General features: G+C 47.3%; 17 protein-coding genes and 1 tRNA gene. 5 read left to right on the top strand and 13 right to left on the bottom strand.

Annotation, left to right across the window (positions count from 1 at the left end; translation table 11 throughout):
• The first annotated feature begins 2 nt into the window (after positions 1 to 2).
• Together HMPREF1222_RS01505 and HMPREF1222_RS01500 are read left to right on the top strand one after the other, a co-directional pair.
• Positions 3 to 779: an exodeoxyribonuclease III gene (locus tag HMPREF1222_RS01505; RefSeq protein WP_016517917.1), complete on the top strand. Its 777-nt coding sequence runs from the start codon at positions 3 to 5 to the stop codon at positions 777 to 779.
• A gap of 71 nt (positions 780 to 850) precedes the next feature.
• The gene (locus HMPREF1222_RS01500) at positions 851 to 1372 is read left to right on the top strand and encodes a hypothetical protein (protein ID WP_016517916.1); all 522 of its coding nucleotides are present in this window, start codon (positions 851 to 853) and stop codon (positions 1370 to 1372) included.
• Between the two features lie 13 nt (positions 1373 to 1385).
• Here the strand turns inward: HMPREF1222_RS01500 and HMPREF1222_RS01495 are convergent, their stop codons facing one another.
• From HMPREF1222_RS01495 to HMPREF1222_RS01450, 10 genes are all read right to left on the bottom strand, one after another.
• Entirely contained in the window at positions 1386 to 1802 is a 417-nt protein-coding gene (locus HMPREF1222_RS01495) for a YbaN family protein (protein ID WP_006189462.1), read from the bottom strand.
• A gap of 10 nt (positions 1803 to 1812) precedes the next feature.
• Positions 1813 to 2724, bottom strand: coding sequence for an LPS export ABC transporter ATP-binding protein (gene lptB, locus HMPREF1222_RS01490; protein ID WP_016517915.1), 912 nt, complete (start codon positions 2722 to 2724; stop codon positions 1813 to 1815).
• The gene (locus HMPREF1222_RS01485; RefSeq protein WP_016517914.1) at positions 2721 to 3404 is read right to left on the bottom strand and encodes an LptA/OstA family protein; all 684 of its coding nucleotides are present in this window, start codon (positions 3402 to 3404) and stop codon (positions 2721 to 2723) included. Before HMPREF1222_RS01485 ends, lptB begins: the two co-directional genes overlap by 4 nt.
• A gap of 52 nt (positions 3405 to 3456) precedes the next feature.
• Positions 3457 to 6066: a heavy metal translocating P-type ATPase gene (locus HMPREF1222_RS01480; RefSeq protein WP_016517913.1), complete on the bottom strand. Its 2610-nt coding sequence runs from the start codon at positions 6064 to 6066 to the stop codon at positions 3457 to 3459.
• Positions 6067 to 6297: 231 nt separating this feature from the next.
• Entirely contained in the window at positions 6298 to 9327 is a 3030-nt protein-coding gene (gene ygfK / locus HMPREF1222_RS01475; protein ID WP_016517912.1) for a putative selenate reductase subunit YgfK, read from the bottom strand.
• Between the two features lie 233 nt (positions 9328 to 9560).
• A complete protein-coding gene (gene ssnA / locus HMPREF1222_RS01470; RefSeq protein ID WP_016517911.1) occupies positions 9561 to 10886 on the bottom strand; it encodes a putative aminohydrolase SsnA in 1326 nt (441 codons plus the stop codon).
• Positions 10887 to 11075: 189 nt separating this feature from the next.
• Positions 11076 to 11810: an alpha/beta hydrolase-fold protein gene (locus HMPREF1222_RS01465; protein ID WP_244870095.1), complete on the bottom strand. Its 735-nt coding sequence runs from the start codon at positions 11808 to 11810 to the stop codon at positions 11076 to 11078.
• Positions 11773 to 12714: an ABC transporter substrate-binding protein gene (locus tag HMPREF1222_RS01460; protein ID WP_016517909.1), complete on the bottom strand. Its 942-nt coding sequence runs from the start codon at positions 12712 to 12714 to the stop codon at positions 11773 to 11775. Before HMPREF1222_RS01460 ends, HMPREF1222_RS01465 begins: the two co-directional genes overlap by 38 nt.
• A gap of 105 nt (positions 12715 to 12819) precedes the next feature.
• Complete coding sequence (locus HMPREF1222_RS01455) at positions 12820 to 13584, bottom strand: ABC transporter ATP-binding protein (protein ID WP_016517908.1); 765 nt, start codon at positions 13582 to 13584, stop codon at positions 12820 to 12822.
• Position 13585: 1 nt separating this feature from the next.
• The gene (locus HMPREF1222_RS01450; protein ID WP_016517907.1) at positions 13586 to 14629 is read right to left on the bottom strand and encodes a FecCD family ABC transporter permease; all 1044 of its coding nucleotides are present in this window, start codon (positions 14627 to 14629) and stop codon (positions 13586 to 13588) included.
• Positions 14630 to 14907: 278 nt separating this feature from the next.
• Here HMPREF1222_RS01450 and HMPREF1222_RS13375 point away from each other — a divergent pair, with 278 nt between their 5' ends.
• Positions 14908 to 15105 carry a hypothetical protein gene (locus HMPREF1222_RS13375; RefSeq protein WP_016517906.1) on the top strand — a complete coding sequence of 66 codons (198 nt, stop codon included), beginning with the start codon at positions 14908 to 14910 and terminating at the stop codon, positions 15103 to 15105.
• A gap of 9 nt (positions 15106 to 15114) precedes the next feature.
• Complete coding sequence (locus tag HMPREF1222_RS13370; RefSeq protein ID WP_244870094.1) at positions 15115 to 15423, top strand: SPFH domain-containing protein; 309 nt, start codon at positions 15115 to 15117, stop codon at positions 15421 to 15423.
• 183 nt (positions 15424 to 15606) lie between these two features.
• Here HMPREF1222_RS13370 and HMPREF1222_RS01440 read toward each other — a convergent pair whose 3' ends face one another.
• From HMPREF1222_RS01440 to HMPREF1222_RS01430, 3 genes are all read right to left on the bottom strand, one after another.
• Complete coding sequence (locus tag HMPREF1222_RS01440) at positions 15607 to 16629, bottom strand: KamA family radical SAM protein (protein ID WP_038076401.1); 1023 nt, start codon at positions 16627 to 16629, stop codon at positions 15607 to 15609.
• 15 nt (positions 16630 to 16644) lie between these two features.
• The gene (locus tag HMPREF1222_RS01435; protein ID WP_006189448.1) at positions 16645 to 17880 is read right to left on the bottom strand and encodes a M20 family metallo-hydrolase; all 1236 of its coding nucleotides are present in this window, start codon (positions 17878 to 17880) and stop codon (positions 16645 to 16647) included.
• Positions 17881 to 18084: 204 nt separating this feature from the next.
• Positions 18085 to 18158: transfer RNA gene (locus HMPREF1222_RS01430), tRNA-Pro, on the bottom strand.
• A gap of 150 nt (positions 18159 to 18308) precedes the next feature.
• On the opposite strand from HMPREF1222_RS01430, the gene HMPREF1222_RS01425 reads away from it, so the two are divergent.
• Positions 18309 to 20489, top strand: a complete 2181-nt coding sequence (locus tag HMPREF1222_RS01425) for a YccF domain-containing protein (protein ID WP_016517903.1) — start codon at positions 18309 to 18311, stop codon at positions 20487 to 20489.
• The last annotated feature ends 32 nt before the right edge of the window (positions 20490 to 20521 follow it).

Here is a 20521-nt window from a genome sequence, read left to right as displayed (position 1 = left end):
CTATGACTTCGGTTATATCATGGAATGTAAACGGTATTAGGGCAGCCCAAAAAAAAGGCTTTTTGGAATGGCTCTATACCGAAAGCCCCGACGTACTTTGTTTACAGGAAACGAAGGCTCGTAAAGAGCAGCTGCCTTCGGAGCTGATAACCCCTGCTTGGAAAGAAGGAACGTATAAAACGTATTGGCAGGCCGCTAAAAAGCCCGGCTATTCGGGAACAGCAGTTTTCTGTAAAAAAGAACCGCTCAATATCCGTACGATGAATCTACCCGCCTTTGATGATGAAGGGCGGGTTCTTGTCGCCGATTTCGATACGGTATCGGTTATTTCTGCATATTTTCCGAACTCCCAAGAAGGAGGCGCCCGGCTCGACTATAAGCTTGATTTTTGCGCCGCAATGCTTGAGTTTTGTAATGCGTTACAAAAGGATGGCCGGCATATCGTACTCTGCGGGGACTACAACATCGCCCATAAACCTATCGATCTTGCTAATCCGAAATCCAACGAACAAAACCCCGGTTATCTACCCGAAGAACGGGCATGGATGGATACTTTTACACAGGCGGGATATATCGATACCTTTCGGCATTTTTGTGCGGAACCTCACCGGTATACATGGTGGAGCTACCGTTTCCATGCCCGTGAGAAAAATATCGGATGGAGGATAGATTATCACTGCGTTGATAACGCCTTTTTACCGAATATCCGTGAATCGTCAATTATGGCTGATGTATTAGGCTCCGATCATTGTCCCATCAAACTGGTATATCAGAAATAGGCTTAGACGTATTGCAGCATCTTTGTAATCAAGCCTTGACATTTTTTATGCCGATATTATGATGAAAAAATATGAAAGTTTTATTAACCTTTTTTTATCTAAGCGCTGTAGCCCTTGTCTTCGGCGCCGAAAGTACGGTTTTGTACCGCCAAACGGTCAATGTTAAAGCACTTTCCAACGGCGTAGAAAAAACTATCTACAGTACCGTTGGGAAAGAAACCGTTGAGAATAAAATAACGCTGATTGTAACCTCACTTCCGTCAGGCGATATTGAAATACAATCGGAAAAATTTAAGCTGGGAAAGATGCCGTTTGCTTCATCTTTTCAATTTCTTATTCCGCAAGAAGAAGTAGCCCAAAAGGCCGGCGGCGGATATGCACTTGACAGCCTTGTAGGAATTTATAAGGTTGCGATGTCCAAACCTCAGGCAGTCTTAACGGGAACGCTCAGCCCTGATACCTGTAACCTTACCTTAGCGGTAGACGGTATGGGAAAAAAGCTGACCATGCAGCTTTTTTCTGTAAAAGATGCGGAGCCGGAAGCCCCTGCGTCCGATGAGGGAAACGAAAACTCCCTTAATGAGCAGGAGTAAGAAGAACTCTCGCCTAGTTCTGCCGATCCGAATCAATAGCCGATACTTCCGGCATTTCTTTTTTCGTTTTGCCGGGAGCGGTTTTTATCTTAAAAATAAAGATATAATATTTAATACACATCACAATGATGATAAGGATGCGGGCATATATTTGCTTTGAAAAATAAAATCCTGCAAGCAGCATCACGGATGCGACAGCTAAAATCGTTATTTTTTCTTTAAGCGTCATTGTGCGGGTTTCGTTAAACTTTTTAACGTGTTTCTGATACAATTGGGTAGAAAGCAGCCATCGATGCATACGCTCAGAACTTTTTGCAAAACAAAAAACCGCAACAAGTATAAAGGGGGTTGTGGGCAAAATAGGCAGCACAACACCGACGAGGCCGAATCCTAAAAAAAGGCAGCCGGCCGCAAGCCAAATATATTTCATAGAATCTCCATTACATTCTGAATTCTTCTCCGAGATAGACTTTCCGTGCAATCTCGGATTCCAATATCTTATCACGCGGCCCCTGTTCCACAATTTCGCCCTTATTGATAATGTATGCGCGGTCGGTAATTTCCAAGGTATCGCGGACATTGTGATCGGTAATAAGCACACCGATGTTCTGCCGTGCAAGTAATCTGATAATCAACTTGATGTCGTGTACGGCGATCGGATCGATACCGGCAAAGGGTTCGTCGAGCAATAAAAATTTAGGTTCGATAGCAAGGGCCCGCGCAATTTCGGTACGTCTACGCTCTCCGCCGGATAACGTATAAGCGGGTTGTTTCCGATTGGCAGTAATTCCGAATTCTTCCAATAGCGAATCGAGTTTTTCCTTCCGCTCCGCACGGCTTAAATCTTTCCGTGTTTCCAAAATAGCGTCGATATTTTGCTCAACGGAGAGTTTACGAAATACGGAGGCCTCTTGGGGTAAATAAGATATGCCGATGCGGGCACGCTTATACATCGGAAGTTCGGTAATACGCCGGTCATCAAGGTAGATGCCGCCGGAATTCGGGGTGTAGAACCCGACAATCATGTAAAAGCTGGTTGTTTTCCCCGCTCCGTTCGGACCGAGAAGTCCGACAACTTCCCCCTGCGCCATAGAAAAACTCACATCCTTGACTGCTTGTTTTTTGCGGAATGATTTATTCAAACCTTCTGCGCGTAAGATACTTTTAGGCACATTAGAATCTGCAGAGCACTGAGTACCGTATAAAAAATTATTTTGTACCGGCACATCAGGGCTATCAGGCTCATCAAACGGCTCGGAAACAATGAGCGCTATCTCCGTATTCAGTTCCGAATGTTCAATATCCTGCTGCATTTCATTCTCTTGAGATACATATTCAAGGCTATCGCTCATGGTGTTTTCGGTTCTTCCTTTGCAGAAGTTTCGGCTGCAGTTGCATCTTCTTTTTCTTCCGTAACGGAACCACTCACCTTTCCTTCAAGTTTAATATCCTCGGTTTCAAGGTCAACCGATATTCGGGCAGCCTTAAATTCATCTTTTCCTTTCTTAACCGCGGGTTTTCCGGTGAGTTCCAGCATAGAGGTATTCCGGTTATACACGGCAAAAAGCGAATCGCAGATAATATCTTTGCTTTTTAATTTTACGGCCATTTGTAAAAGAATAATTTCGTTTTTTTGATTATATTCGATACGCTCGGCCGCCGTTTCAACCTTATTTTTGGTGTCTTCGACCTTTGCTTGCCCCATAAACTCCGCTACTTCCGTTTCGCGGTCATAAGATAATGAGGCTGCAGAAAACGTAAATCCTTTTTCGGCATCTTCTCCGGTTACGTTCCCGCTTGCCCTGATATACCGGTAATCCTTACCGTAGAGCTCGATTCGTTCACCGTAAATATTGAGAGAATCGACACTTACCTTTGCGTTACCGGTTAATGCGGTTGAATTTTGCCCTTTTTGGCCGGACCCCTGCATCTTATCGGCAGAAAAAGTAATTTTTACCGGAGCCGCCGCTAAAAGCGGGCTCATCAAGAGGGAAAAAATAAAGGCAGCAAGGGATAGCCGTAACTTATACATGGCAGCGAGAACCGATATAAATCCGTATCTAATCTGTGTTAGGTTATGCTCTTTAGTGTGAACCGGTTACCGAATAACCTGCATCGGTTACGGCAGCTTTAAGAGCTTCAACGGTTACATTTTCAGGATACGTGACAGCGGCGGTCTTTGCCTCCAAATTTACTTTTGCCGAAACCCCTTCGATAGTATTCAGTGCTTTTTCAACACGAGCGGAACAGTGCCCGCACGACATTCCTTCAATATTTAACGTAATTTGTTTCATATCGGTATTCTCCTTATGAGTTATATTTTCCGTTTTTTCCGCCGGCTCCGCGGTAGCGATGGCGCAGTATTGCATATTATTGGCAGTCTGTTCAATATGTTTAGGACGGAATCTATTCAACCGCAGCGCATTGGTAACCACCGACACCGAACTGAAGCTCATTGCGGCGGCGGCAAACATGGGACTAAGCCTTAGCCCAAACAGGGTATAAAATACCCCGGCGGCAAGCGGGATACAGAGCGAATTATAAAAAAGCGCCCAGAACAAATTTTGCTTAATCGTGCGCATAACAGCCTTACTAAGCTGAATTGCGGTGACCGCAGTTTCGAGGCTGTTGTTCATCAGTACGATATCGGCGCTTTCTATTGCGATATCCGTACCGCCGCCGATTGCGATGCCGACATCCGCAGCAGTGAGTGCGGGTGCGTCGTTAATACCGTCGCCGATAAAGGCCGGTGAAAAACCTTTTGAGCGATAATATTCGACCTTTGCCTTTTTGTCCTGCGGCAATAACTCCGCAGCGACTTCCCCGACGCCGACAATCTTTTGAATGGCTTCTGCAGTCCGTTGATTGTCGCCGGTCAGCATAACCGTATGGATACTCATCTCGTGAAAATCCTGAATAGCCCGGATACTGCCTTCTTTTACCGGATCGGCGACGGCGATAAGGCCGGCACATTCATCTCCGATTATAATCAGCAACGGCGAAGCGCCGTTTTCGGCAGCCTCCGCAAGCCGTGCCTGAACAGTCCCCGATACCGGAATGCCTAACTCGCTGCATAGCTTCGTATTTCCTGCACCGATCCTTACATTTCCGATCGATGAGGTTCCGTTAAGGTCATTGACTGCGGCGGTTCCGTAAATTCCCTTTCCGTGCACCGCCATAAAACCGTTTACCTTAAACGGCGCCAGTTTTTTTTCTTCTGCAGCCATGATAATTGCATGGGCGAGCGGATGTTCGGATAAATGTTCAAGACTGTAGGCAATCCACAGAATATCATTCTCGGTGTATTGGGGAGAAAATACTTCGATGTGCTGCAGCGTCGGTTTTCCTTCCGTAATGGTACCCGTCTTATCGAGCAGAACGGCGGTAACACGGTGGGCAAGTTCCAGTCCTTCCGCAGAACGGATGAGGATGCCGAGTTGAGCGCCCTTGCCCGTACCGGCCATAATGGCAGTAGGCGTCGCAAGACCGAGTGCACAGGGGCACGAAATTACCAACACGGAAATGGCTGTTGAAAGCGCAAATTCAAAAGAAGCCCCTGCGACAAGCCAGCCGATAAAGGCTGCGAGCGAAATGAGCATAACTATCGGTACGAAATACCCGCTGATAACATCCGCCAGCTTTGCAACCGGAGCTTTTGATGAAGACGCTTCTTCCACAAGCGCAATAATCCGCGCCAATGTCGTATCGTTTCCTACTTTATCGGCACGGAAGATAAAACTGCCCGATAAATTATGCGAGGCGCTGATGACTGAATCGCCCACCGTCTTCTCCACGGGGAGACTTTCTCCGGTAACGGCCGATTCGTCAAGCGATGTACTTCCTTCTATAATAGTACCGTCAACGGGCAGCGTTTGTCCGGGTCGAATAATAATTGTATCGCCAACCGCAATATTTTCGACGGGAATTTCAACCTCAATCCCGTTCCGCAATACTTGTGCAGTCCGAGGCCGAAGCTGGATCAATTTTTCCAACGCTTCGGAGGTTTTCTTTTTTGCCCGCGCTTCCAAAAATTTCCCTAAAGAAATCAGCGTTAAAATCATCGCCGAGGATTCAAAATACAAATCCTTTACATAGAGGCGTACAATATCCAACTGACCGTGCCCCAAGCCGTATCCGATCCGGTACAGCGCAAACACACCGTAGATTGCTGCGGCGCCTGAACCGACGGCAATAAGGCTATTCATATTCGGAGCGCCGTGGAATAAGCTCGTAAGTCCGTTGATAAAAAAGCGGCGGTTCAACACCAAAACCGGCAGAGTGAGCAGAAATTGCGTAAAGACAAAGATGAGCGCGTTCTCCGCCCCCGTAAAAAAGGGCGGTTGGGGCAGCTTGAGCATTCTCCCCATAGACACATACATCAATGGGATAAGGAAGAAAAGCGAAAAAATAAACTGCTTTTTTTCGGAGTCGGCTATTTCGGCATCAGCGTGTTGCGCAGGGGGTTGAGCCGTATTTCCTTCTGAAAGAGAAAACGCGCCGTAACCGCTTTTTTCTACTGTTTGTATGATGGTATGTTCATCAACAGCCTCAGGATTATACTTAACGGCCATCCGCTTCGTTAGAAGATTTACTTGAACCGTTTCCACACCGGCAAGACGGCCGACCGCCTTTTCCACATTAGCGGAACATGCGGCACAGCTCATACCGGTAACGGTAAAATTTTGCGTTTGCATACTATTAGTATAGTAAAATACAGAGCTAAAGGCAAGCAAAGAGTAAAGAGCGGTTTACAACCGCACAGGTGCAGAAGGAAAAATGTTTTACACCTGATAGGGGGATGTCGAAGAAGTAAGCAACTTTTGAGACATCTCCGCAGATCAAAAGACATCGCAAATAAGCTTAAGGAAAACCTCTAAAAACTGAAGTTTTTAGAGGTTCCCTGAAGTTCCGGCGGAGAGCTGCACTTACAGCAAATATGCGTACTGCGTTTTTACGGTATTGATAATATGCAGGAGCTCTTTGGGCATAACGGTTTCCGTTGCAAGCGTAATGTCCCGCACTTCGCCGGAAAGCCGCACCCTGCATCGGCTGCGTGCATCGTCAAGGTAGAAGAAGCCTTCGTTCGTGCTATCGAGGAAGTCTTTTTCCGAGTGGAACAGCGTAAACTTATCCTTGTAGGGGGCGCTCTCGTAGGGGCAGAATGTCGCGCAGTTGCCGCATTCGTTACACATACCGTCCACGTGAACGATCTGCTTCATACGCATGCCGGGTACGGTGATTGCAAGGTTAGCACGGTTCGGGCACACATCGACGCAGGATTCACAAACGGTCGAGCATTCCAAACAGCGGACGCTTTCTTTTGCAACGCCGCCGGAACCGGCAAGGTTCATCGGCATTAAGATTGCACGCTTTGCATAAACCGGCGCAGTATCGGGATTATAATTAAGCGCCGTAAATTGAGCCGTCCATGCGCGGGCTTTTACCGATTCGGTAATTGCCTTTGCCGCCTTAGTTGCATCGGCGATAGCCTGTACGACTGTCGCAGGCCCTGCGGCGCAATCCCCGATTACATACACGCCCTTTACATTCGTTTCAAACGTTGCGGGGTTGTACTGCGCCCTGCCCTTCCCATCCAGTGCGATGCCGGATTCCGCAAAGAGATCGGTGTCGATTTTTTCACCGATAGAGGCGATCACGGTATCGGCAGGAATATCTACAAACTCTCCCGACGGTACCGGCTTTTGACGGCCGTCCGCCCCCCGTTCGCCGAGCTTCATCTTTTCACAGCGCAAAACGCCGTTTTCATACGAAACCGGCGCGAGCAGTTCCTTAAACTCAACCCCGTCTTCCAAGGCAAGTTCCAGTTCTTCCGCATCGGCGGGCATAAACTGCTTGGTTCTGCGGTATACGATAGAAGAATGCTCGACGCCTTTGGTGCGCTTTGCAACGCGGGCGGCATCCATCGCGGTGTTTCCCGCGCCGAGGATCACTACATTCTTTCCCAGCTTGAGCGTTTCGGGCGCTTGCTTTGCCTGTTCAAGGAATTCGATAACGTTTGCAGCCGCGCCTTTTTCCAAGGCCAGCGTACTCTGCTTCCACGCGCCGATGGCAAACACGACATGGGTAAAGCCCTGCTTTTTCAGCGCTTCGACTGAACGCTGCTCGCTGTTATACACGAAGGAAGCGCCGAAGGACGAGGCAAGTTCAACATCCTGCCCGATCGACGCGGCAGGGATTCTGAACTCAGGGATGACGTACTGAACGATACCGCCGGCGCGCGCTTTCTTTTCAAACACGGTAACGTCCGCTCCGTCGCGGGTTAAGAAATAGGCGGCTGCAAGACCGGCAGGGCCGGCTCCGATAACGGCAACCTTCGCTCCGTTTTTCTGCGCCGGTTTTTGCACCTTTAGGTTTTGTTTCAAAGTTTCGATGGCATGGCGCGCCGCTTCGAGTTTAACGGCACGAATATGCACATGATCATCATAGAAATTCCGCGTACAGCCGGTCATACAGCGGTGGTTACAGATCGTGCCGGTGATAAACGGCAGCGGGTTTTTGTCGGTGATAACGCGGAGCGCCTCTTCGTATTTTTGCTCGCCGGTCAGTCTGATATACGCAGGAATGTCCTGATTGATGGGACAGCCGGAAATACACGGCGCGGCAAAACAATCGGCGAGCGGCACCTTTGCGGGGATCTTGCGGAATGCTTCCGGCTTTACCGATTTACGATGGCGCGGATTTTCAACGACGGAGTTTGAAAGGCGGCGCAGCTTTTCAAGGTTGATGGAAAAATCTTTATTGAACGGCTTGGCGGTCAACTCTTCCACCAGCTGCTTGCAGCGTGCATATCCGCCCGGCTTTAAAATCGTTGTCGCAATGGTAATGGGGCAAATCCCCGTTTCGTAAATATCGGCAATGTTAAAGTAATCCGCGCCGCCTGAATATGAAATGCGGAGTTTTCCGTTAAAGGCTTCCGAAAGCTTTAACGCAACGGCGATGGATAGCGGGAACAGCGACCGCCCCGACATGTACATCTCCTGTCCGGGCAGCTCTCCGCGGGCAATATCGACGGGGAAGGTGTTGGTAATCTTAACCCCGAACATCAGCCCGCGTTTATCGGACTCCTGCAGCAACCGCTCAAGCATGGGCACCGCATCGCTGAACTGTAAATCATCTTTAAAGTGATGATCGTCAAACTGCACGTACTCATAGCCCATCTTGTTCATGCGGTCGCGGGCAAATTCGTAACCGAGCAGCGTGGGGTTACACTTGATATAGGTATGAAGATGCTTTTCCGTGATAAGATACATGGCGATGCGTTCGATTTCCGCAGGCGGGCAGCCGTGTAAGGTGGAAAGCGTGATGGACGTACATACCTGCGTCGGCAAACTGTCGAGGAACGCTTCGGACACGGACGGAAACAGATCGGTATGGCTCAAAAGGTAGTCGGTACATTCTTTCCAGACCGGCGTATTAGAGGCATTCCGCATTCCTTCGATAAAGGCGTCAACTTTCGGGGTCTTAATCCCTTCAAGATCGTAGCCTACGCTCATATTAAAGATAAAACCGTCGGGACTGCCGAAGCCGTATTCTTGAGAAATAACCTTTAATGCAAACCACGCCTTTACGTATTCGTCAAAAGCCTGCGGCACACGCAGCTCGGTAGACCATTCGACATTGTAGCATTCGTCCGCCGCATTGATACACGGCTTTGCGACCGGCAGGTCTTCTCCGTCTATCTTTTGTACCGTCTTCAATTCAAAGAAACGGCAGCCCGCAGCATAAGCGGCCACAATATTCTGCGCCAGCTGCGTGTGCGGCCCTGCCGCGGGCCCGAGCGGATTTTCAAACTTCTGCCCGAACAGCTCTATAGAGCGGGCGGGATCGGCGCGGTATAGTTTTTTCACACCGAAAATTGTCCCCTCGGTTTGATACTCCGTTCTAATCCATTCCATCAAATTCTTGAACGGTATCGGGTTCATTCTGTCACTCATACTCTATTTTCTCCCTTATCTCATCGTCTCATCATGAGTCCGATACGATGTTTCCGGTATCTCTTAGATGCATACTCTTATGGATACCGACATGGGGTTGTCTCAAAAGCCGGTTACTTTTTCGACAGCCCCGCGAGTTTAAAATTAAGTCTTTATACAATAATGACTTAATTTTAAACATCGCACTTAAATCTAAGGAAACCGTCCAAAAACTGAAGTTTTTGGGCGGCCTCTTACAGCCGTTTCCACAGGGCGGCGCTTACTTCACGCGATTTGGCAAAGATAGCTTCTTCATCGGCGACGGTAACGACGCGGTCTTTCATCAGTACCTTGCCCGCCGCGATGGTTGTTACTACGCTGCGGCCGTTCATACCGAACAGAATGTGACCGTTTGCATTACCTTCATGGAGAGGCGTCAGCGGATTATAATCGGTAACAATCACGTCCGCATTTGCTCCCGCTTTAAGAACGCCGAGTTCACCGTCAAAATACCGCGCGGCAATCTTTGCATTATTGGTAAAGAGCATTTCGGGAATTTCCGTCCATGCGGCGGTGGCATCGCAGGTATTGTGCTTATGCAGGATATTCGCGACCTTATACGATTCAAGCATATCGCTGGTATATCCGTCCGTGCCGAGCCCGATCAAAATACCGCGTTTAAAGATTTCCAATACCGGCGGGCAGCCTACCGCATTGCCCATATTCGATTCGGGGTTGTGTACAACCATCGTATCGGTTTCCTTCAATAAATCCATTTCCAAAGGATTGATATGGATACAGTGCACGGCAAAGGTATGCTTACCGAGGATATCAAAATCGTAGAGGCGCTGCACAATCCGTTTCCCGTGTTTTTGCACCGAATCGAATACATCGGACATACCCTCAGCTACATGGATGTGGTAGCCCGCACCCGCCGGAAGCTGAGAAGCGCAATATTCGAGCGTTTTATCGGATAACGTGAATGCCGCATGGAGCCCCATCATCGCCGCCTGTTTGGGATTCTTCTTTTTTTGACAGGCGCGGATAAATTCGGCATTTTCGGCAACAGCCTTTTTCATTTCCGCCTCGCCGTTCCGGTCTGAAACTTCATAGCAAAGGTTCACCCGCAAGCCGAGCTCCTCCGCGACATCCGCAAGGGTAAAAAGACTTCCCGTTGTTTCGCCGTAACTTGCGTGATGGTCGAAAACCGTGGTTACGCCGTTTTTAATGCAGTCGATCAGCGTTGTATACGCGCTGTATTTTGTGTCCTCTAAAAGGAGATTATTATCAAGATGCCACCATAGACCTTTTAAAATATCCAAAAAATTTTGCGGGTTATAGTTTTTTAACGCAACACCGCGGGCAAAGGCGCTGTAAATATGATGATGCGTGTTGATAAAAGAAGGCATGATGCACCGTTTTTTTGCGTCGATATACCCCGCCGCGGGATACTTTGCCCGCAATTCGGCATCGGTACCGACTTCTTTAATGGAACCGCCGTCGATGCAGACACAACCGTTTTCGATAAAAGGTTTGTCCGGATCGCGGGTGATAAGCATACCGTTTCCAACTAATAACATAGAATTAACCCTCCACTTTTATGTGATTGACACACAGTACTTGGACGCTTGTACTCAAGCACCGGTAGAATATACTCTCTTTTCAGTATCCCATAGAATTGGAGAAAACGCAAGAAAAAAACTAAAAATATTTTGGAAGGTCTAAATTTTTTTATGATTAACTGATTCTCCGCACGAATCAATATCGCTCTATAGCTGCCAGCATTCAGTAAGCCACTGCTGTACTGCCCTGAAGCGTTCAAGCATTTTATCGTGATGCCCGAACGGATCGAACACAACGGTTGTATGTGCTATCTGCATTCTAAGCGCCTGATGTACTTCTGCTGCGTATTTCGGCGCATTCTCTAACCGGTTGCCGTGTTTTCCGCCCTCTCTCTTTCCGTTCAGCAAATAGACAGAGGCATTGCTATGCAAAACTTTGTGTTCACGGCAGTATTCCGGAAATCCGGGATACCAAAACGAACCGCAAAGGGAAAATATATACGGTATATCGGTATATTCGAATAAACTCCACACGGCAGCTAAGCCCCCGAGGGAATAGCCGCCATATGCAAGCCTCGAATCGTCAAGGGAATATTTAGTTTTCAGCTCGGGCAGTAGAGTCTTGAACAATAGATGATGATATTCCGCGCCCTTGCCGCCGAAAGGAGGACAATCGGTGCGGAATGACTCGGCAGTCCATGGTGTATAGTCGTCAAATCGGTTGCGTGCGTGCAGCCCGAACAAGAAAATACTCGGGGCAAGTGACTCCAGATATTCAATCTGTCCGTCGTTGACAAAAACCGCAGGATAACGGTACTGCAGGTTATATTCTGCAGGTTCCGACACGGTAATGTCTATACCGGACAGACTGATATGGTTCGTTATATTGCGTTTCGTACTGAAGCTACTTCCGCAGGAAGGCATCAACAGCTTCCAAGGCATTCAGCACAGCCGGACCATAGTCCATCAGCTCATCATAGGAAATCGTCATAATTTTACGCTGAGCAATAGCGGGTACGTCAACTAGTACTACATTTGCCTGCAAAGACGAAACCGCATTTGTGTCTAATTTTTTATTCCGGTCGCTCGTTACATAGATGATCAGTTCAGGATTCATAGTTATCAGATTTTCTGTCGTAAGCCCTGACGTACCCGTTGCAATATTGGTATAACCGAGTACATTCAGGAGACTTTCTTGCAATGCAGATTTATACGCCCCGAACGTTGTGCCATTATATGCACACATAATAAGCGCCTTCTTTAAAGAAGTCCCCTTTGTTGAAATATGTTGCAGCACAGCATTCAAACGTTGTTCGAGTTGCTTTGCATACGCTTCTGCCTTGTCCTGTACATTAAAAATAATACCAAGATTTCTCACATCTGCGATAATATTTTGAAGGTCTTGCTTGATATTTAAAACCGAAGCTTTTTGTGCATATATCGGGATACCATTTTCGTTCCAAAAGCTCACCGTACCCAAAGATTTTTCGGAAAACATCATGTTTCTACCGAGCACTGCATCCGGTTCATACGAAAATACCACTTCCCGGGAAACAGTTTTCTTATTCCCGATATGAGGGATAGAATCGATCGCTTTCTTATACTTACCGGTCACTGCATTATCCGGATCCAGCATACCGATAATACGATCCTGCAAGCCGAGTTCGATCAGCATTTCCGTCATTGAAAGATTATTGGTAATAACCTTTTTAGGCGCTTGCTTAAAGACCTGTGTTATCGCTTTGCCGTCTTTGTCATAGGTGGTAACACTGACCGGATATGCCGTTTCCGCACTCACTGCGGCAGCAAGAAAAAGAGCCAATGCAATACTAATACATTGCTTCATTTGAATAACCTCCTGAGAGTTGTGTGACTCTCTAAAAACTGAGATATAGATTTTTAGAGATGCCGATGTCTTTTCTATCTATCAAAGATAGCATAGCCAAAGATATTATAGCGGCCCCCTATAGTGAATCATCGCCTGCGAATCCTCTGTCCAGCTGATATTGCACCGGACACCGTAGATCGTCAGCATGGATTCTTCGGTAATAGTTGTGCGAGGACTTCCTTCATATAAAATACCCCCGTCTTTCATCAAATACAAATAATCCGAATACCGACATGCCAACTGTATATCGTGCAGCACAGCCAGTACATTAATCCGTAAATCTTTTACAATCTGCAATATCTCCAGCTGATATTTTATATCCAAATGGTTGGTCGGTTCATCCAGCAATAAGAGAGAAGGTTGCTGAGCGATTGCACGGGCAAGTACAACTCGCTGTTTTTCTCCCCCTGATAGCGATTGATACGGCTGATCTTTTCGAGTCAACATCCCGACCTTTGCCAGTGCATCCTGTATAATGGTAAAATCCTCTTCCCGTTCGGTTTGCATAAAGCGGATATGAGGTGTCCGCCCCAGCATCACAATATCCTGTACCGAACAGTTGAAATTCAGCGTATTAAATTGTGCGACAACTGCCATTTCCTTTGCCGAATCCTTGAGGCGGACAGCACGGATGTCTTTTCCGTCAAGATACACGGCACCCGAGTCCGGTTTGATAATCCGGTAGATATTTTTTAAGAGCGTCGTCTTACCGCACCCGTTTGGGCCAAGTATCGTATAAAATTTATGCCCGTCCGCATGGAGCGATATACCTCGTAAAATTTCTTTATGAGCGATACTGCAGTGGACATCCTTGCACATCAAATCCATATTACTGCCCTGCTCCCCGTTGATGCTTTGCAACAATAAAGATAAAAAAGGGAGCTCCAACCAATGCGGTGAATATCCCGATCGGCAATTCCGCATTTTGAATCAATATTCGCGCACATACATCCGCCCAGATAATAAAAAGCGCACCCAAGAGCGCAGCGACGGGAAAGAGTCTACGATGGTTTGCTCCCACAAGTGTACGGGCAATATGCGGGGTAATCAGCCCAACAAACCCGATGATGCCACAGACAGACACCAATACACCGGTTATTACCGCAATGACTGCCATAAAAAGATACCGATAGAAGTAGAGCGAAATCCCCAACGTTATCGCGACCTCATCGCCCATCATCATTGCATTAAAAACGCGGTACTGTAAGAAGAAAAAAAAATACGAAAGGCTGACTACGAGCAGCGGTAACGGGAGTGATGACCATGAAGTACCGGCAAGAGAACCCATTGTCCAAAACTTAACCGTCATAATACTGTCAGAATTTGCCCCAATTGAAATGATAAAATTGGCAAACGCCGTAAACAGGGCATTTACCACGGTACCTGATAAGATGAGACTTGTCGTGGTCATCTTTCGCTGTGATGAAGCGATGATCAGCACCAATATGGTCGCGGCAATCGCGCCGAGAAAGGCTCCAAGCCCTACGGCAGAAATAAAGCCGAGAATGATACTGACAACAGCCCCAAATGTTGCACCGGCAGAAATACCCAAAATGTACGGCTCAGAAATCGGGTTGTTGACCGTTGTCTGCATAACGCATCCACAAACGGCAAGCCCTGTACCGGTAAAAAACCCGAGTAAAACCCGCGGTACACGCATATTCCATACAATCGCAATAGCAGCGTTTGAAATACCGGTCAGTAAATTGGGGACAACTGCTTTTCCCAGCATAATCCGGTATGTATTTGCCAATCCGATTTTAACAGGGCCGAGCGAAACAGCAATAAATATGGAAAAAATCGTTATCGCTATCAGGAATAAAAATAAAACAAGATATTTTACTGTTTCAACAGAGAATTTTTTTTGCAGCATCAATGTATTCTTCTTGTTTACCTTGGTTTACAAGCTAGTGCTGTTATAGCATATTTTAATACATTCTGCAAGAAGTTTACCTCCCGGCATCCCATGGGACATCATTCGTCGCAAACGTGTATCCCATCCCATCTTTTATTATTGCTTATTTTTTGAGTAGCCTTTTTAAAAACTGAGTTCCATGTTCTACTTATCTCCCCCTCTTTACCGATTCTTCATTTCTATAATAATATAGAGCTTATAAAATAGAGATCTTACAAACAGAGAGGAGTAATACTATGGGATTGATAACAGGGGCGCTCAGCGCGGTAGGCGGCGGTTTAGCGGATCAGTGGCTTGAGGTCGTCGAAGCGGATGATATGGGTGAGGGCATCGTACTCGCAAAGGGCGTGCCGGTGCGCACGGATAAACGCAACAGGAATACCAAAGGTTCAAGCGATGTGATTTCTAACGGGTCGATTATCCACGTTAATTAAAATCAGTTTATGATGCTGGTAGACGGCGGAAAAATTATCGACTACACGGCGGAGCCGGGATATTTTAAGGTTGATAACAGTTCGGCTCCCTCTCTTTTCAGCGGCAGCTTCGGCGATGCCTTAAAAGAAACGTTCAGCCGTTTTAAGTTCGGCGGAACAACACCGATGAAGCAGGAAGTCTTCTATATCAACTTGCAGGAAATCAAGGGCATTAAGTTCGGTACGCCCAATCCGCTCCAGTATTTTGATAATTCCAACAAGTATCAGTACGGTTGCTGCCCACTTAAAAAATTTGCCATTTATTTCACTGATGTTTAGATTCATCATCACGCTCCTATAGAATTTCACCTATATTTTATAGATTCATTTTTGCTTCAATATATTGTGTTTATGCGATTAACCTGTATCGCAGTACACGGCTTGCCGCATGTTGTGATACAAAACAGTTAAAATACAGGTATACCGGCGCTCCTTGCCTGCCATTAGGCAATACACCCTACACTACCTCGGATAGGTATAGGTCTTTCCGTCTATACCCCGTGCCGAAAAGCGGCCGTCTTGTAACGGGGAGATAATATCTTCATAACGCAGCAGGGCTGAAAGCGGAAACTTGCCCCCGCCGTTCGGTAAATCGACCGCAAATTGCGGAAGGGATAAACCGGAAAGGCGCGTGCGCAATTCCTTCCATATAGAAGCGGCTTTTTCAAGCGGCACCCTAAAATGAGCGGTTCCCCGCGCCAAGTCCGTTTGAAACAGATAGCCCGGTTTTACTCCCATACATACCAGTGCATGAAAAAGCTCCGCAAGGACGGCAGGCTCATCATTGACGCCGCGCAGTAATACGGTCTGGGTTTGCACCGGAATCCCCGAATCGATGCAGCGGGTTAAAGCCTGCCGCTGCGCTTTGCCGAGTTCCGCAGGATGATTTATATGCGCAATCACCCAGAGCGGCCGGACGGAACGCAGCAGCATAATAAATGCTTCGGTAAAAAGCTCCGGTGCAAAAACCGGTGCGCGGGTGCAGAGCCGAATCAGCAAATCGGAGCAGACGGAGCGGAGACATTCCAACAGATGTTTTATCTCGCCAAAGCCCCCGCTCATCGGGTCACCGCCCGACACAAGAATTTCCTGCACTTCAGGATGTGTTTTAAGATATGATGTTACCGTTCCGATTTGCGCCTCAGAAAGGAAGCCGCTTGAACGGGCGGTAAACTCCCGCCGGAAACAGTAGCGGCAATAAGAAATGCAGCGGCCGGTGCTTAACAGCAATACACGGTTCGGATATTGGTGTACCAAATACGGGGTAACGCAATAACGCGCCTCCCCGAGCGGGTCGCCCCGCTCTTCCTCCGACACGAGCTGTTCACTGTCGGAGGAAAGAACCTGCCGGCGGAGCGCAGCCGAAGCGGCAGGTTCTGCGGAGGTAATCAATGCCTGAAATGCCGGCGAAACATGCTCCGGCAAGCGGATTACCGTACGGGAATCATTTTCATCCCGCCAATTATCGTGCTGTGCGGCGTTCATACCTCCGTCAGACATTTACAGCGCATCAACCCCATACATCAATGCCGCCATTACCTGTGAGTCGGCTATTAAGTTGGACATAATGCAATATTCATTCGGTTGATGAGCCATATCGTCCAGCGTACTCCATACAACGGCATTAAAGCCTTCCTGACGGAGCGGAGCCGCGACGGTTCCACCGCCGATACCGATGGTCTTTATTTTCTTACCGTGCGTTTTTTCAATAGCCTTTGCCAGCATCGTAACAACTTCGGCATTGACCGGCGTCGCAGGGGATTCCGCCGAATCATCGATAATGAGCTCTACCTGTACGCCGTACTTTGTTTCAATCGCGACAGCTTCCGCCTTGATCTTATCCATCACCTCGGCGACTGTATAGCACGGGAGTATGCGGCAATCCATGTAAAACACATCGTCGCCCGGAATAGTATTGATGTTGGGAATATTCGCTTCTTTTTTTGTCGGCTGCAATGTTGAATACGGAGGTTCGAATAAATCGTCTTGACTGGAAAAAAAGCTTTCCAGCGCATTCAGACGGAGCGCTAAATCCGCCGCAGCGATATGCGCATTTTTACCTAAATCGGGACGGGAAGCGTGTGTCTGTACCCCGTGTACCACGACCTTCAACCATAAAAGATTTTTTTCCGCAACTTCAACCGTCTCGCCCGAAGGATCGCCGCCATCGGGTACAACGATAATATCCTGAGGTCTAAACAACTTATGATTATTTAAAAGATAAATGACTCCGTACCTCGACCCGACCTCTTCATCGGCCACAAACAACAATTTTACGGTATGAGCGGGCTGAATCTTGAGCGCAATAAACGCATAAGCGGCAAATACCGCACCGGTAAGCCCTTGCTGATTATCCTCAACTCCGCGTCCGATAATCTTATCGCCGTCCTGCTTTAACACCCACGGGTCGCTCTCCCATTTTGCCGCCTCGCCTGGGGGAACGACATCGGTATGCGCCATTATCCAAATGCGTTTTGAATCGTCTTTTCCCGGAATGGTAACGACGAGATTAGGCCGTATGCCGGATGATACCCGCGTATCGGGCGCATCGAACCGTTCAAATTGAGTAAATCCGAGCTTTTTCAAGTAGGCCTGCAGTGCCTCGCATTTTTTTAATTCGCCGTCTCCTCCGGAATCGGGAGCAAGGGCGGGAACGGAACACAAGAGCCGTTCAAGCTCAATCATCTTATCTTTCTGTTGAGCAATAAAATCTTTTACCGTTAAAAAATTTGACATAGAACCTCCATAAAATAGGCAATCAATATGTAATAAACGCACCTTAAAAAAACGATTAAACTTTTAGATGCAACTATTACTATATCATATTGACGGTGCTTCTGCAAACCTGAGAAAAAAAGATGTCAAACCTTTTTGTTGACAACCGGAGAAAAAAGATAAGGATACAGGGAAAGATAAACTATAAAAGAAAAGTAAAAAATATCGGGCAAGCCGGATTTGAACCGGCGACCCCAAGTCCCCCAGACTTGTACGCTAACCAACTGCGCTATTGCCCGTTTTGTTTCAAGAACAGAAATGCATATTATCGATAAAACGCCATTATGTCAATATGTATGATGGCCGGCATTTAAATTATGCTTAACAAGGCAACATATCCATGATTGACATTTCAAACGGAATTATCGAAAATGCAGAGGAGAGGTACTATGATACTACAAACAAATACTGACCAACACCGGTGGAATTTTTCACGATTCGGCGGTGTTACACAAGTTCTCCTGAAGGATGCGGATGATATTACCCATTTGCGAGAACTCGACCTGAAATTATGGACGGTGTTGGCAATGCCGACGCACGGCATATTTCTCGATCCTAAGACAATTGCATTGCTTGACAATGATGCAGACGGTTTTATCCGCCCGCCTGAAATTCTCGCTGCAGCCGATTGGATAACGGCACAACTTGTAGATCTCTCTCTCTTAATGGAAGCGGGAGATTCCGTTCCGCTGGTATCGATAAAAGATGAAACGCTCCGTGCAAGCGCACGTTGGCTGTTGGATCATATTAAAAAAAATGATGTCCAAGAAATTTCAATAGCGGATATAGAGACGCAAAAAAAATTTTTTGACGCGCATACACCGGATTGCAATGCACCGATACCGCCGGACGGTTCGGATGATGACAAATTAAAACAAATCATCAATATTGCCGTTGTTTCCTGTATTGCAAACGGTACTTTTGCAGACGGCGTTCAGCAGCATATCCTGCAGGATTTGATGACGGATGCGCAAACTTTCTTAACGTGGCAAACTTCTCTGGAAGAAGAAGGAATCCTTCCGCTTGATTTAGAGCATACGCAAAAAGCAGTAGCCGCACTCGCTGCTATAAAAGAGAAAGCGGAAGATTATTTTTTACGCTGTAAATTAATTGAATACGCCCCTGACAAAGCGGCTGCCTTGTCTGCCGATGAGCAAGTGTTCCAACAACTTGCCGCCGAAAGTATTCACTGCAGCAACGAAGCGCTCAATGCACTACCGCTCGCCTCTGCGGCCGTCGATAAACCGCTGCCGTTAACACAGGGGATCAATCCCGCATGGAAGGCAAAACTGCAAGCCTTTGCGGAAGATGCCGTTATTCCGCTGCTCGGCCAAAAAGAGCACATCACGCAGGATGAATTTACCCTTATCGTACAAAAACTGGCACCGTATCAAGAACGCTTGAACAGCAAACCTACAACATCGGCAGCTTTACTCAGTGTCCCGTTTTTACAAGCACTCACAAACGGCGAAAAACAAGGAGAAGTTTCCTCACTCATTCGATACGCATTAACCATCGAAAAAGAACGCGGAAATGTATCCAATTTGGAAAAGCTTGTACTTCTGCGCCGCGATTTTGTGACACTGCTGAAAAACTACATCAGCTTCAGCGACTTTTATGAAGGAAAAGGCTCCGTTTTTCAGGCCGGTGTGTTGTATTTTGATTCCCGTGCAGCGGATTTATGCTTTGAACTTAACGGTGATGCCCGCCATACGACCTTGGACACGCTTTCCGGCGCATATCTGGTATATTGCGACATAAGCCGAAAAGGAGAAACGGGTAAAAAAATCGTCGCCTTGTTTACAAACGGCGACAGCGACAATATCGTAATCGGCAGAAACGGTATTTTTTATGACCGCGTAGGAAATGACTGGAATGCAGTCGTTACAAAGGTTATTGCCAATTCGATTAGCGTACGAGAGGCGTTCTTTATGCCTTATAAGCAATTAGCAGCAATGATCGAAAGCCAAATTGCGGCACGAGCTGCAGCGGGCGAAGCAAAATCCGCCGATTTGCTTTCCAAGACCGCCGCCACCGTTACAACCGCTGACAAGCAAGCCGCAGCAGGTATAGCCCCAGCACCTGCCGCACCTGTAGCCACCAAAAAACTCGACTTAGGAACTATTGCCTTGATCGGTACTGCATTAGGCGGTATTTCAGCCTTAATCGGCAGTATTCTGCAAGCATTATTCGGCTTAGGTTTTTGGGTTCCGCTCGGACTTATCGGCATTTTACTCTGTATTTCCGGTCCATCGATGATCTTAGCTTCGATGAAGCTGCGCAAACGCAGTATTGCTCCGATTCTTGAAGCAAACGGCTGGGCGGTAAATATCCGCACAAGAATCAATATTCCGTTCGGAACTCAGCTTACAAAACTTGCCGCTATTCCATTCGGAAGTATTGTGGTTCCCATCGACCCCTTTGCCGACAAGAAAAACGGACGGAAAGCTCTGTTCATCATACTCGGCATACTCATCGCCGGGACTGCCGCTTTCTGCTACTTAAAATTCGGTTTACATTTCCGTTTTTCTGGAATACCGACGTATTTAAAAAATCTATGGAATAAATAAAGGTTCAGTATGGGGATGTCCCAAAAGTTGGT

The organism is Treponema vincentii F0403, from assembly GCF_000412995.1.
In the GTDB taxonomy this organism is placed as follows: domain Bacteria; phylum Spirochaetota; class Spirochaetia; order Treponematales; family Treponemataceae; genus Treponema; species Treponema vincentii.
Note: the sequence above shows the minus strand (reverse complement) of the source record. Positions and strands in the feature narration are given on the sequence as shown.

Bases quoted from the DNA above. Each gene is read 5' to 3' on its own strand.
- HMPREF1222_RS01505 (WP_016517917.1), top strand. From the start codon at position 3: ATGACTTCGGTTATATCATGGAATGTAAACGGTATTAGGGCAGCCCAA.
- HMPREF1222_RS01500 (WP_016517916.1), top strand. From the start codon at position 851: ATGAAAGTTTTATTAACCTTTTTTTATCTAAGCGCTGTAGCCCTTGTC.
- HMPREF1222_RS01495 (WP_006189462.1), bottom strand. From the start codon at position 1,802: ATGAAATATATTTGGCTTGCGGCCGGCTGCCTTTTTTTAGGATTCGGC.
- lptB (WP_016517915.1), bottom strand. From the start codon at position 2,724: ATGAGCGATAGCCTTGAATATGTATCTCAAGAGAATGAAATGCAGCAG.
- HMPREF1222_RS01485 (WP_016517914.1), bottom strand. From the start codon at position 3,404: ATGTATAAGTTACGGCTATCCCTTGCTGCCTTTATTTTTTCCCTCTTG.
- HMPREF1222_RS01480 (WP_016517913.1), bottom strand. From the start codon at position 6,066: ATGCAAACGCAAAATTTTACCGTTACCGGTATGAGCTGTGCCGCATGT.
- ygfK (WP_016517912.1), bottom strand. From the start codon at position 9,327: ATGAGTGACAGAATGAACCCGATACCGTTCAAGAATTTGATGGAATGG.
- ssnA (WP_016517911.1), bottom strand. From the start codon at position 10,886: ATGTTATTAGTTGGAAACGGTATGCTTATCACCCGCGATCCGGACAAA.
- HMPREF1222_RS01465 (WP_244870095.1), bottom strand. From the start codon at position 11,810: ATGCCTTGGAAGCTGTTGATGCCTTCCTGCGGAAGTAGCTTCAGTACG.
- HMPREF1222_RS01460 (WP_016517909.1), bottom strand. From the start codon at position 12,714: ATGAAGCAATGTATTAGTATTGCATTGGCTCTTTTTCTTGCTGCCGCA.
- HMPREF1222_RS01455 (WP_016517908.1), bottom strand. From the start codon at position 13,584: ATGGATTTGATGTGCAAGGATGTCCACTGCAGTATCGCTCATAAAGAA.
- HMPREF1222_RS01450 (WP_016517907.1), bottom strand. From the start codon at position 14,629: ATGCTGCAAAAAAAATTCTCTGTTGAAACAGTAAAATATCTTGTTTTA.
- HMPREF1222_RS13375 (WP_016517906.1), top strand. From the start codon at position 14,908: ATGGGATTGATAACAGGGGCGCTCAGCGCGGTAGGCGGCGGTTTAGCG.
- HMPREF1222_RS13370 (WP_244870094.1), top strand. From the start codon at position 15,115: ATGATGCTGGTAGACGGCGGAAAAATTATCGACTACACGGCGGAGCCG.
- HMPREF1222_RS01440 (WP_038076401.1), bottom strand. From the start codon at position 16,629: ATGAACGCCGCACAGCACGATAATTGGCGGGATGAAAATGATTCCCGT.
- HMPREF1222_RS01435 (WP_006189448.1), bottom strand. From the start codon at position 17,880: ATGTCAAATTTTTTAACGGTAAAAGATTTTATTGCTCAACAGAAAGAT.
- HMPREF1222_RS01425 (WP_016517903.1), top strand. From the start codon at position 18,309: ATGATACTACAAACAAATACTGACCAACACCGGTGGAATTTTTCACGA.